General features: G+C 70.6%; 9 protein-coding genes and 1 pseudogene. 5 read left to right on the forward strand and 5 right to left on the reverse strand.

Translation table 11 applies throughout. The annotated features are described in order from the left end of the window. Positions 1-4: 4 nt before the first annotated feature. A pseudogene (locus ACZ6BB_RS25880) lies at positions 5-878 on the reverse strand (IS5 family transposase). Between the two features lie 152 nt (positions 879-1,030). Between ACZ6BB_RS25880 and ACZ6BB_RS25885 the strand changes: the two are divergent. Further along, positions 1,031-2,542, forward strand: coding sequence for an MFS transporter (locus tag ACZ6BB_RS25885; protein ID WP_471617549.1), 1,512 nt, complete (start codon positions 1,031-1,033; stop codon positions 2,540-2,542). 69 nt (positions 2,543-2,611) lie between these two features. Further along, complete coding sequence (locus ACZ6BB_RS25890) at positions 2,612-3,604, forward strand: aldo/keto reductase (protein ID WP_471617550.1); 993 nt, start codon at positions 2,612-2,614, stop codon at positions 3,602-3,604. A gap of 322 nt (positions 3,605-3,926) precedes the next feature. Here the strand turns inward: ACZ6BB_RS25890 and thpR are convergent, their stop codons facing one another. From thpR to ACZ6BB_RS25905, 3 genes are all read right to left on the reverse strand, one after another. Then, a complete protein-coding gene (gene thpR / locus ACZ6BB_RS25895; protein ID WP_471617636.1) occupies positions 3,927-4,499 on the reverse strand; it encodes an RNA 2',3'-cyclic phosphodiesterase in 573 nt (190 codons plus the stop codon). A 75-nt stretch (positions 4,500-4,574) separates the two neighbouring features. Then, positions 4,575-5,873 (reverse strand): MFS transporter, encoded by a 1,299-nt coding sequence (locus tag ACZ6BB_RS25900; protein WP_471617637.1) that lies wholly within the window; start codon positions 5,871-5,873, stop codon positions 4,575-4,577. A 507-nt stretch (positions 5,874-6,380) separates the two neighbouring features. After that, positions 6,381-6,818 carry a MarR family winged helix-turn-helix transcriptional regulator gene (locus ACZ6BB_RS25905; RefSeq protein WP_471617551.1) on the reverse strand — a complete coding sequence of 146 codons (438 nt, stop codon included), beginning with the start codon at positions 6,816-6,818 and terminating at the stop codon, positions 6,381-6,383. Positions 6,819-6,982: 164 nt separating this feature from the next. On the opposite strand from ACZ6BB_RS25905, the gene ACZ6BB_RS25910 reads away from it, so the two are divergent. Then, positions 6,983-7,165, forward strand: coding sequence for a hypothetical protein (locus ACZ6BB_RS25910; protein ID WP_060884252.1), 183 nt, complete (start codon positions 6,983-6,985; stop codon positions 7,163-7,165). Between the two features lie 16 nt (positions 7,166-7,181). Here the strand turns inward: ACZ6BB_RS25910 and ACZ6BB_RS25915 are convergent, their stop codons facing one another. Continuing rightward, positions 7,182-8,600, reverse strand: coding sequence for an NCS2 family permease (locus tag ACZ6BB_RS25915; protein ID WP_471617552.1), 1,419 nt, complete (start codon positions 8,598-8,600; stop codon positions 7,182-7,184). A 148-nt stretch (positions 8,601-8,748) separates the two neighbouring features. Between ACZ6BB_RS25915 and ACZ6BB_RS25920 the strand changes: the two genes are divergently transcribed. Together ACZ6BB_RS25920 and ACZ6BB_RS25925 are read left to right on the forward strand one after the other, a co-directional pair. Further along, the gene (locus tag ACZ6BB_RS25920; RefSeq protein WP_471617553.1) at positions 8,749-9,144 is read left to right on the forward strand and encodes a DUF2530 domain-containing protein; all 396 of its coding nucleotides are present in this window, start codon (positions 8,749-8,751) and stop codon (positions 9,142-9,144) included. 221 nt (positions 9,145-9,365) lie between these two features. Then, the gene (locus tag ACZ6BB_RS25925; protein ID WP_471617554.1) at positions 9,366-11,768 is read left to right on the forward strand and encodes an HAD-IC family P-type ATPase; all 2,403 of its coding nucleotides are present in this window, start codon (positions 9,366-9,368) and stop codon (positions 11,766-11,768) included. The last annotated feature ends 305 nt before the right edge of the window (positions 11,769-12,073 follow it).

The following is a 12,073-nucleotide window of genomic DNA, read 5'->3' on the forward strand; positions in this document are numbered from 1 at the left end:
CTGGTCACAGCCACTCGTTGAGGACTGCGACCAACACGGTCGCCTCGTAGCGGACGGCGAGCTTGTCGTATCTCGTGGCCACGGCCCGGTGGCGCTTGAGGCGGTTAATCCCGCACTCGACGGCATGCCGCTCGCGGTAGTCGGTTTTGTCGAACTTCGGCGGCCGACCGCCTCGGGCACCGAGCTTCTGTCGGTTGCGGACGCGGTCGGCGGGGACCGGGATGGTCGCCTTGATCCCGCGTCTGCGCAGGTAGGCCCGGTTGCGGCGGGAGTCGTACGCTTTGTCGGCCCGCACCCGCTCCGGCCGCCTGCGGGGCCTGCCCGGACCAAGGCGAGGTACCCGGATGGCTTCCAGGACCGGCTCGAATTGCGGCGAGTCACCCCGCTGGCCGGCTGTGATCACGACGCTCAGCGGCTTCTGCCCCTGCTCGACGGCAAGGTGGATCTTGGTGGTCAGGCCGCCTCGGGAACGTCCGAGACCACGGTCGGCTGGCTCAACGGCAATGCCGCCGGGCGGTTCCTTTTGCAGATCCCCTTTTTCGAGGCCCCGGCGGCGTGCTGGTGGGCCCGGCAGACGGTGGAGTCGATATTCACGTCCCAGGTGATCAGGCCCTTCGCGTCCGCCTGAGCTTGGAGCTGAGTGACGAACCTGGCCCAGGTGCATCGCGCTGCCAGCGCCGGAACAGGTCGTAGACCCGTTCCCAGGGCCCGTAGCGTTCCGGCACATCCCGCCAGGGAGCACCGGTACGGGTCCGCCACCGGATGCCGTCTATCAGCTGCCGTCGCGTCCACACCAGCGGACGGCCCGGCTTGATGCCCTGCGGCAACAACGGCTCAAGCCGGGCCCACTGTCCATTCGTCAGATCACCACGCCCCACAGGGCGTGATCATCCACGACCAAGATCCACTTTCGCAACAGACCCTAGGCCGCGGGCCCGGCACCCCGGAGGACCCCGCGGTTGATCGGCCGCGGCCCACTCGCTTGGATGTCCCGGTCGGAGGCAGCGGCGGCGGATGCGGGGCGGGGCGGATGGCGCGGGGCGACGGGCTGGGGCGGGAGTTCCGGTGGCTGTGGACGGCGTACACGGTCAGCGCGTTCGGTACGCGGCTGTCCTTCGACGCGTTCCCCCTGATCGCGGTGCTGGTCCTGCACGTCGGCCCGGCACAGGTGTCCGCGCTGGCGGCCGTCGGCCTGGCGGTGGGCGCGGCGGTGGCCGTGCCGCTCGGCCCCTGGGTGGAGTTCCGCCGCAAGCGCCCGGTGATGATGACGATGGACCTGGTCCGCTGTGCGGCCCTGCTGACCGTCCCGGCCGCCTACGCCCTCGACCTGCTCACCTTCTCCCAGCTCCTCCTGGTCTCCATGGTCGTCGCCGTGGCCGACATCACCTTCACGTCGGCGAGCGGCGCCTTTCTGAAGTCCCTGGTCCCCCCGGAGCACCTCGTCGCCGCCAACGGCCGCTTCGAGGCCACGACCTGGACGACCACGATGCTCGGCCCGCCGCTCGGGGGCGCCGCGATGGGCCTCTTCGGCCCGGTCATCACGCTGCTGATCGACGCGACCAGCTATCTGCTCTCGGCGGCGGGCATCCGGGCGATCGGCGACAGGGAACCACGGCCGGGAGGAACCACACCGCCCGCGCACGCCGTCGCGCCCCCGCCGCCCGAACAAGCCGTCGCACCCGAAGCACTCGCACAGGCCGTCGCGCCCCCGCCGCCCGAACAGGCCGTCGCACCCGAAGCACTCGCAGCGCCCGCCAAGGCCGTCGTGCCCGCCGATCTCGCCGAACCCGAGAAGTCCACCCATCTCGCCGAGCCCACAGCGCCCGTCCGGCCGACGGAGCCCACCACACCGACCGCACCCACCGCACCCACCGCACCCGTCGCACCCACCGCCCCGGTCGCACCCGCCCCGAAGCGCACCCCCACCCCCCGTCTGCGCCCCACCGACCTCCTCGACGGCTGGCGGTTCCTCCTCGCCGATCCCGTCCTGCGCCGCCTCTTCACCAACACCATCCTGGTCAACGCGCTGATCATGGCGCCCGCCCCGCTGCTGCTGATCCTCATGGTCGGTGAACTCGGCTTCGCCCCCTGGCAGTACGGCCTCGCCTTCGCCGTCCCCTGCCTCGGTGGGCTGATCGGCTCCCGTCTCTCCCGCCGTCTGGTCGCCCGGCACGGCCACGACCGGGTCCTGCGGGTCGCCGGGACCCTGAGGGCGTGCTGGCCGCTGGGGCTGGCGTTCGTCGGCAGCGGCCCGGCAGGTCTCGCCCTCGTCATGATCACCGAACTCGGCCTGATCACCTGCATCAGCGTCTTCACCCCCGTGCTCGCCACCCAGCGCCTCACCCGGACCCCGTCGGACCGCGTCGCCCGTGTGCTGACCGCCTGGTCGGTCACCGGCAAACTCACCACCGCCGCCACGACCGCCCTCTGGGGCCTCCTCGCCGCCCTCACCAGCCCCCGCACCGCGATCGCCGTAGGCGGCCTCCTCCTCCTGGCGACCCCTCTGTTCCTGTTCACCCCGGCACGTCCACGCCGGGGTTAGCGTGGCGTGGGCCCCGTTCCGCAAGTCCCCCTTGCCTAGAGCGCACTCCACCGCCTTGGCTGGACGGTCATGAAGTACACACAGCTCGGACGCACAGGTCTCAAGGTCAGCCGACTGGTCCTCGGCACGATGAACTTCGGTCCGCAGACGGACGAAGCGGACAGTCACGCGATCATGGACGCCGCGCTGGACGCGGGCATCAACTTCTTCGACACGGCGAACGTGTACGGATGGGGCGAGAACAAGGGCCGCACCGAGAGCATCATCGGCAACTGGTTCGCGAAGGGCGGCGAGCGCCGCGACAAGGTGGTCCTCGCGACCAAGGTCTACGGGAACATGGCGGCGTCCGCCGACTCCTGGCCCAACCACGACAAGCTCTCCGCGCTGAACATCCGGCGGGCCGTGGACGCCAGCCTCAAGCGGCTGCGCACGGACCACATCGACGTCTACCAGTTCCACCACATCGACCGGGCCACCCCGTTCGACGAGATCTGGCAGGCCGTCGACGTGCTCGTGGGACAGGGCAAGATCCTGTACGCCGGCTCGTCCAACTTCCCCGGCTACAAGATCGCCCAGGCGAACGAGACCGCCGCCCGCCGGGGCGGCACCATCGGCCTCGTCAGCGAGCAGTGCCTCTACAACCTCGCCGAGCGCCGCGCCGAGATGGAGGTCATCCCGGCCGCCCAGGAGTACGGCCTCGGGGTCATCCCCTGGTCGCCGCTGCACGGCGGACTGCTCGGCGGGGTCATCAAGAAGGAGGCCACGCAGGGCCGCCGCACCTCCGGCCGCAGCGCCGACGCCCTCACCGACCCTGCCGTGCGCGGCCAGGTCCAGGCGTACGAGGACCTGCTCGACAAGCACGGCGTCGAACCCGGCGAGGCCGCCCTCGCCTGGCTGCTCACCCGGCCGGGCGTCACGGGCCCGATCGTCGGCCCCCGTACGGCCGAGCAGCTCCGGTCGGCGATCCGCGCGAGCGAGCTGGAACTGAGCGAGGAGCTGCTGACGTCGCTGGACGAGATCTTCCCGGGTCCGGGCCCGTCCCCGGAGGCCTTCGCCTGGTGACCACCGGCCGCCCGTGAGCGGCGCGGGGAACTGCGCGACCGGCCCCCGCCCGCGGGCGGGCGGGCGAGAACGGTCCGCGGTTCCCCGACGGCCACCGGACCCGGCAGCCACCGCAAGGGGCGCCCGCAGGAACGAACGGTCACCGCAAGGGACGGCCGCAGGAACGGACGGTACCGGGACGCACGGTCACCGGAACCCTGCGCTCACCTACCGAGCGCCGCCGCGAGAGCGACCACCGCGAACATCAGCACAAGCACACCGGCCATGATCCGGTTACGGGTCTTCGGGTCCACCCCCCGAGCCTAACCGGCGGCCCGAACGGTCATCCGGCCGCCCCGAGCGGCCAGCGCCCCACCGCCTCGTACCGCGGCTGCTCCCCCGGAACCCCGGACGTCGGCAGGTTGCTGCGCACCAGTACGAGGTCGGCCACCGTCCACGTACGGCCGGCGAAGGTGTCGAGGACGTCGACGTACGGCCGTACGTCGACGTCCACCCGGCTGCGGGCCACCGTCAGGTGGGGCGTGTACCGGCGGTGCTCCCCCATCGGCACACCGGCCCTGCGCGCCGCCGCCTCCGCGCGGTCGGCCAGCAGCCGTAGCGCACCGAGGTCCCCCTCGGCGCCCGCCCACAGCGCCCGCCCGTGCCCGAACTGCCCGCCGCCGCGCACGGCCAGCGCGAACGGCTCGCTCCGCCGCGCGGCCCGCTCCAGGCGGCGGGACAGCTCCTCCACGCCGTCCTCCTCGACCTCGCCGTAGAAGGCGAGGGTGAAGTGCCAGCCGGGCGGTTCGGTCCAGCGCAACCGGTCCGCACCGGCCATGCCCTGCAACTCCCCTATCAACAGACCGAGTTGGTCGACGACGTCGGCGGGCGGCAACACCGCGGCGAACAGCCGCACGGTACTCATCGCACTCATGAGGGCCACCTTCGCAGGTCCAGGGCCCTTCTGACGGACCTCCGCGGGAGAAGGACCCTAGGCCGCCGTCCTCACGGGAACCGCCCGCTCCTCGGGCTGTCCCCCGGCCACCGCCCTGGGCACGAACCGCACCCGCGGGTGCCCGCCGTTCCACCCCATCGACAGTCGCAGTCCGCCGGCCCTGACGAGGATCAGGCCCACGGTGACGGCGGCGACGGCGGAGACGACACCACCGGCGACGAAGCCCGCGCGGGCGCCGTACGCGTCGGTGGCCCAGCCGGCGATCGGCGCGCCCAGCGGGGTGCCGCCGAGGAAGACCATCATGTAGAGGGCCATGACACGGCCGCGCATGACGGGATCGGTGTTCATCTGGATCGCCGTGTTGGTGGTGACGTTCACCGTCAGGCCGAACATCCCGATCGGCACCATGAGCAGGGCGAACATCCAGTACGCCGGTGCCAGCGCGGCCACGATCTCCAGCAGGCCGAAGGCGAGCGCGCCCCCGATCAGCACCCGCAGCCGGGCGGTGCCGCGGCGGGCGGCGAGCAGGGCACCGGCGACCGAGCCGACCGCCATGAGGGTGTTGAAGAAGCTGTACGAGCCGGCGCCCGAGTGGAAGACGTCGTCCGCGTACGCCGACAGCCAGACGGGGAAGTTGAAGCCGAAGGTGCCGATGAAGCCGACGAGGACGATGGGCCAGAGCAGCTCGGGACGGCCGGCCACATAGCGCAGGCCCTCGCGGAGCTGCCCCTTGGCGCGGGGAGCGCGGCGGACGGGGTGCAGCTCGCGGGTGCGCATCAGCAGCAGGCCGGCGATGGGGGCGACGAAGGAGAGGCCGTTGAAGAGGAACGCCCAGCCCGTGCCTACGGTGGTGATCATCACACCGGCGACGGCGGGGCCGACCAGACGGGCCGACTGGAAGTTCGCCGAGTTGAGGCTGACCGCGTTCTGCAGCTGGTCCGGGGTGACCATCTCCGACACGAACGACTGCCGGGCCGGGTTGTCGACCACGGTGGCCATGCCCACGGCGAAGGCGGCCACGTACACGTGCCACACCTGGACCTGACCGGAGAGCGTCAGGGCGGCGAGCGCCAGTCCCGTGACCGCCATCGACGTCTGCGTCAGGAACAGCAGCCGCCGCTTGGGGAACCGGTCGACCAGCACGCCACCGTACAGTCCGAACAGCAGCATCGGCAGGAACTGCAGCGCCATCGTCACACCGACGGCCGTGGACGAGCCGGCCAGGCTCAGCACCAGCCAGTCCTGTGCGATCCGCTGCATCCAGGTGCCGACGTTCGAGACGACCTGCCCGACGAAGAACAGCCGGTAGTTGCGCACCCGCAGCGACCGGAACATGGACGCGCGCTCACGGGGGACGGGGACCTGCGGGGCGGCCGGCGCGGCGGCCGGCGGGGAGTCGGCGGGGGTCACCGCCGGGACGGTGGCGTTCGCCGGTGTCTCGGGCGGTGCTTCGGCGGGCGCCTCGGTGGCGGTGGGCCGGTTCAACGGGCCGGTGGTATCCGGCGGTGCTTCCCGCACCTCGTGCGTGGGCGGGGTGGCGTGGGGGGTCGGTGGCGCGGGGACGGAAGCTGCTCCGGGGCCCGTACTCAAAGGGTTCGCCTCCTTGCGTGGAACGCGTGCGTGTCGTGCGGTTGCGTAAGCCTCACGACTCCCGTTCTGTCTGCTCTGGCTTCTTGTGCCTGCTTCTGGTCGTTCCCTGTACTTCTGTCTTCTTCTGCCTGCCGGTTCCCGGGTTCACCCACGCCCGCCTCCCGGCGGCGCGTGGGCTGTCGTCCGGGGCGCATCGATGGCCGGACCGGCGTACGCCCATGACCGTGGCGCGCCCGGCGTCCGGGCGGCGGGTCAGAGGTGGGCGAGCTTCTCCAGGACCGGCGCCGCCGCGCGCAGCTTCTCCCACTCGTCCTGATCGAGACCCTCGACCAGGGTGGCGAGGAACGCGTTGCGCCTGCGGCGGCTCTCCTCCAGCATCGCTTCGGCCCGCTCGGTCTGGGTGACCACCTTCTGCCGCCGGTCCTCGGGGTGCGGCTCCAGTTTCACGAGGCCCTTGCTCTCCAGCAGGGCGACGATCCGGGTCATCGACGGCGGCTGCACATGCTCCTTGCGGGCCAGCTCACCAGGGGTGGCCGTGCCGCAGCGGGCGAGGGTGCCGAGCACCGACATCTCGGTCGGGCTCAGCGACTCGTCGACCCGCTGGTGCTTGAGCCGACGGGACAGGCGCATCACGGCGGAACGGAGGGCGTTCACAGCGGCCTCGTCGTCGCCATGGTTCAGGTCAGGCATGTTCTTTAGCGTAACTCATTACTCTCGCTAAGGACCACCGGAACTCCACAGCGGTGCCCGTGAGCCCCACCACTCATGCCCGTCCGGGACCTCACATCACTCATATGAGTGACTAGTAAGCGGAACGTGACAGCCGGGGTCGTGGATACACGACTCTTGTACACATGGGGACCACTGTGCTCAGCCTGCGGATAGACGGGGAGCTGCTCGACCGGCTCCGGACCCACGCGGCGAAAAGGGGAATGAGCGTCCAGGACTACGTGATCGGGACGCTCATCCGGGACGACTTCGACGAGCGTTTCCAGACCGCCGTCGAGGAGACGGAGAAGTTCTACGGGGTGACGTGAGGCGGCCGGGAGCCGCTCACGTCAGCCCCAGCGCCGGCATCAGGTAGTAGAAGCCGAAGACCGCCGACACCACGTACATCGCCGCCGGGACCTCGCGTCCACGACCCGCGGCAAGACGCAGCACGACGAAGGTGATGAAGCCCATGCCGATGCCATTGGTGATCGAGTAGGTGAACGGCATCATCACCATCGTCACGAAGGCCGGGATCGCGATCGTGTAGTCGGCCCAGTCGATCTCGCGGACCGAGTTCGCGAGGATCAGGAACCCGACCGCCAGCAGCGCCGGGGTCGCCGCCTGGGAGGGCACCATCGTGGCGACCGGTGTCAGGAACAGCGCGACGGCGAACAGCGCACCGGTGACCAGGTTCGCGAAGCCGGTGCGCGCGCCCTCGCCCACACCGGCCGTCGACTCCACGAAGCAGGTCGTGGCGGACGAGGAGCTGGCTCCACCGGCGGCCACGGCGATGCCGTCGACGAAGAGCACCTTGTTGATGCCGGGCAGCTGGCCGTCCGCGTCGGTCAGCCTGGCCTCGTCGCCGACGCCCATGATCGTGCCCATCGCGTCGAAGAAGCACGACAGCAGGACCGTGAAGACGAAGAGCACGCCGGTCAGCACACCGACCTTCGAGAACCCGCCGAAGAGGCTGACCTGGCCGATCAGTCCGAAGTCGGGGCTCGCGACGGGGTTGCCGGGCCACGTCGGCGTCGTCAGCCCCCAGGCTCCGGCGGGCAGGTCGGCGGCGGCCTCGACGACGACCGCGAGCAGCGTCATCGCGACGATCGAGATCAGGATCGCGCCCGGCACCTTGCGCACGATCAGCGCGAGCGTCAGCAGCGCGCCGAGGACGAAGACCAGTACCGGCCAGCCGTCGAGGTGCCCGGTGGCACCCAGCTGGAGCGGCACGGTCGTGTGGGCGGCGTCCGGGATACGGGTGACGAAGCCGGAGTCGACCAGCCCGATCAGCATGATGAACAGACCGATACCGATGGAGATGCCCTTGCGCAGGCTCAGCGGCACGGCGTTCATGACCCGCTCCCGCAGCCCCGTCGCCACCAGCAGCATCACGACGAACCCGGCCAGGACGACCATGCCCATCGCGTCCGGCCACGACATGCGCGGCGCGAGCTGCAGCGCGACGACCGTGTTCACACCGAGGCCCGCCGCCAGGGCGATCGGCACGTTGCCGATGACACCCATGAGGAGCGTGGTGAAGGCGGCGGTGACGGCGGTCGCGGTGACCAGCTGGCCGTAGTCCAGCTGGTGGCCGTACATGTCCTTGGCGCTGCTCAGGATGATCGGGTTCAGCACGATGATGTACGCCATCGCGAAGAAGGTGGCGAAACCGCCCCGGATCTCGCGTGACAGCGTGCTGCCTCGCTCGGTGATCCTGAAGTGGCGGTCGAACACACCGAGGGTGCTGCTCTGCGGGGACATGCGGGACCTCATCCCCAACAGGCAGTCCAGTGCTGTTGGAGTTTTCTACGAACAGAAATGGTCAGACAGAAACCGTTTCAGTATGAACATATAATTCAACTCTCGCCATCTCCGCGCGTAGACCCATCCGCCTCGTAAGCTGTGCCCCATGGCCGCGTTTTTCTCGGGATCCCCCAAGCACGAGGCACCGGCGCCCCTGGAGGGGCCCATCGTGCCGACCATCATCGGCGGCACGATCCTGTGGCTCGTCCTCTTCGTCGTCCAGCTCCCCTTCTACGGCTGGTACGAGGACCACGGGCACACCTGGTGGATCTGGACCTGCCTCGCGGGCGGCGGCCTGGGGTTCATCGGCATCTACTACGTCCGCCGACGGGACACGGCGATCAAGCGGGACGCGGCTCGAAAGGCCGAGGAGGAGGCCGCCGAGCCCGGAACGGCCGAGTCCGGGGCGGCCGAGTCCGGGGCGGTGGGACCCACGAAGACCGGATCCGAGGCGGCCCAGTCCGAGGACGACGACGTGACCGCACGGCCCGCCACCAACTGAGCCCGGCGGCACAGGCCGGGGGCGACAGCCTCCGCAGGCCGACGGCCGGCACCCCGCGCGGCGCCCCGCGGCGGGAAACGTACGGCGCCGGCTCCGCGACCCCACCCCCTGCACGCCACGTACTTCCCCGGCATCACCGCACGGCCCGCCTCTCCTCCCCAGGTCGGATCTTTGGCGCACTCGGCGGGTGAACCCCCAAATCCGCACGTACCGTCGAATGCATGACGCACATCGACGCGGGTACCGAACTCGATCCTGTGCACCCCACCGCCGCCCCGGCCCGCCCGGGGCGGGCGCGTGGTCTGACGGCCGCCGAGGTCGCCGGCCGGGTCGCCCGCGGCGAGGTGAACGACGTACCCGTGCGGAGCAGCCGCTCCATGGTGGACATCGTCCGCGCGAACGTCTTCACCCGGTTCAACGCGATCATCGGCGTGCTCTGGCTGATCATGCTGTTCGTGGCGCCGTTCCAGGACAGCCTCTTCGGCTATGTGATCCTCGCCAACACGGGCATCGGCATCATCCAGGAGTGGCGGGCGAAGAAGACCCTCGACTCCCTCGCGGTGATCGGCGAGGCGAAGCCCACGGTCCGGCGGGACGGGGTCGCCGCGCCGGTCGGCACCTCCGACATCGTCCTCGGGGACCTCATCGAGATCGGCCCCGGCGACAAGGTCGTCGTGGACGGCGAGTGCGTCGAGACCGACGGGCTGGAGATCGACGAGTCGCTGCTCACCGGAGAGGCCGACCCGGTCGTCAAGCACCCCGGTGACCAGGTGATGTCGGGCAGCTTCGTGGTCGCCGGCGGCGGGGCCTTCACCGCGACGAAGGTGGGCCGGGAGGCCTACGCGGTCCAGCTCGCGGAGGAGGCGAGCCGCTTCACCCTGGTCCACTCCGAACTGCGCTCCGGCATCTCCACCATCCTCAAGTACGTCACCTGGATGATGATCCCGACCGCGATCGGCCTGGTCATCAGCCAACTGATCGTGAAGGAGAACGACTTCAAGGACTCCGTCGCCCGCACGGTCGGCGGCATCGTCCCGATGGTCCCCGAGGGCCTGGTGCTGCTGACGTCGGTCGCCTTCGCGATCGGGGTGATCCGCCTCGGCCGCAAGCAGTGCCTGGTGCAGGAACTGCCGGCCATCGAGGGCCTGGCCCGCGTCGACACCGTCTGCCTCGACAAGACCGGCACCCTCACCGAGGGCGGCATGGACGTCACCGAACTCCGCCCCCTCGACGGCGCCGACGAGGCATACGTACGCAAGGTCCTCGGTGCGCTCGGGGAGTCCGACCCCCGCCCGAACGCCTCCCTCCAGGCCGTCATCGACGCCTACCCGGACAGCGACGGCTGGCGCTGCACCGAGTCCCTGCCCTTCTCCTCGGCCCGCAAGTACAGCGGCGCGGCCTTCGGCGAGAGCGACGGCGAGTCCAGCACCTGGCTGCTGGGCGCCCCCGACGTCCTGCTCTCCGACGGCGACCCGGCCCTCACCGAGACCGACCGGCTCAACGAGGAGGGGCTGCGCGTCCTGCTGCTGGCCCGGGTGACCCGCGAACTCGACGACCCCGAGGTCGCCCGGGACGCCCGCCCCACCGCCCTCGTCGTCCTCGAACAGCGGCTGCGCCCCGACGCCGCCGACACCCTGCGCTACTTCGAGGAGCAGAACGTACGGGCGAAGGTCGTCTCCGGCGACAACGCGGTGTCGGTCGGCGCGGTGGCCGGGAAACTGGGCCTGAGCGGCGAGGTCGTCGACGCCCGTCGGCTCCCCGGTGAGCGCGACGGCATGGCGGACGCCCTCGACTCCGGCACGGTCTTCGGCCGGGTCACCCCGCAGCAGAAGCGGGACATGGTCGGCGCGCTGCAGTCCCACGGCCACACGGTCGCGATGACCGGCGACGGTGTGAACGACGTGCTGGCCCTCAAGGACGCCGACATCGGTGTGGCGATGGGCTCCGGCTCGGAGGCGACCAGGGCCGTCGCCCAGATCGTGCTGCTGAACAACAGCTTCGCCACGCTGCCGTCGGTGGTCGCGGAGGGCCGCCGGGTCATCGGCAACATCACCCGGGTGGCGACCCTGTTCCTCGTCAAGACGGTGTACTCGGTGCTCCTCGCCGTCCTGGTGGTCTGCTGGCAGGTGGAGTACCCCTTCCTCCCCCGCCATCTGACCCTGCTCTCGACCCTGACGATCGGCGTCCCGGCGTTCTTCCTCGCCCTGGCCCCCAACAAGGAGCGCGCGAAACCCCACTTCGTGCGGCGGGTGATGCGGTACTCGATCCCCGGCGGTGTGCTGGCCGCCGTCGCCACCTTCGTCACCTATCTGATCGCCCGGCATCACTACACGGGCGAGGGTGCGTTGGAGGCCGAGACCAGCGCGGCCACCCTCACGCTCTTCCTGATCTCCATGTGGGTGCTGGCCATCATCGCCCGCCCGTACACCTGGTGGCGCCTGGGCCTGGTCGCCGCGATGGGCGCCTGCTTCCTGCTGGTCCTCGTCGTGCCCTGGCTCCAGGACTTCTTCGCCCTGCGGCTGGTCGGGACGACCATGCCGTGGATCGCGGTCGCCGTCGCGGCCGGGGCGTCGGCCCTGCTGGAGTTCCTGTGGAGGTGGGTGGACCGCCGCTTCCCCGCGTAGGGCGGAAGCGCGCCGGAAACCGGACGGCTCCGGCCGGATGGTGATGGTGCCCTTGCAGCTCGCCGTCGTCGACGTGGTGATCTTGCAGGTGGCGAAGTCATCGCCGTAGAGCTGCGGGGTGTCCTCGTCGCCGAAGGTGCCCCGGTCGAGGAAGGGGTCGGCGACGAGGTCCTTCGGGCCTCGACCGACTTCGCGATCTTGAAGTTCGAGAAGCTGACATCGAGTGTGTACGGCGTGCCGCCCATCGCCGTCGAACCGGCGGCCCGCGCGGCCGGTGTCGCGAGGGCGGAACCCGCATTCGCCCC

This window comes from Streptomyces sp. NPDC041108, assembly GCF_055592645.1.

What these genes read in the sequence shown, in the direction of transcription:
- ACZ6BB_RS25885 (WP_471617549.1), top strand. Translation starts at nt 1,031, where the DNA reads ATGGCGCGGGGCGACGGGCTGGGGCGGGAGTTCCGGTGGCTGTGGACG.
- ACZ6BB_RS25890 (WP_471617550.1), top strand. Translation starts at nt 2,612, where the DNA reads ATGAAGTACACACAGCTCGGACGCACAGGTCTCAAGGTCAGCCGACTG.
- ACZ6BB_RS25900 (WP_471617637.1), bottom strand. Translation starts at nt 5,873, where the DNA reads ATGTTCCGGTCGCTGCGGGTGCGCAACTACCGGCTGTTCTTCGTCGGG.
- ACZ6BB_RS25905 (WP_471617551.1), bottom strand. Translation starts at nt 6,818, where the DNA reads ATGCCTGACCTGAACCATGGCGACGACGAGGCCGCTGTGAACGCCCTC.
- ACZ6BB_RS25910 (WP_060884252.1), top strand. Translation starts at nt 6,983, where the DNA reads ATGGGGACCACTGTGCTCAGCCTGCGGATAGACGGGGAGCTGCTCGAC.
- ACZ6BB_RS25915 (WP_471617552.1), bottom strand. Translation starts at nt 8,600, where the DNA reads ATGTCCCCGCAGAGCAGCACCCTCGGTGTGTTCGACCGCCACTTCAGG.
- ACZ6BB_RS25920 (WP_471617553.1), top strand. Translation starts at nt 8,749, where the DNA reads ATGGCCGCGTTTTTCTCGGGATCCCCCAAGCACGAGGCACCGGCGCCC.
- ACZ6BB_RS25925 (WP_471617554.1), top strand. Translation starts at nt 9,366, where the DNA reads ATGACGCACATCGACGCGGGTACCGAACTCGATCCTGTGCACCCCACC.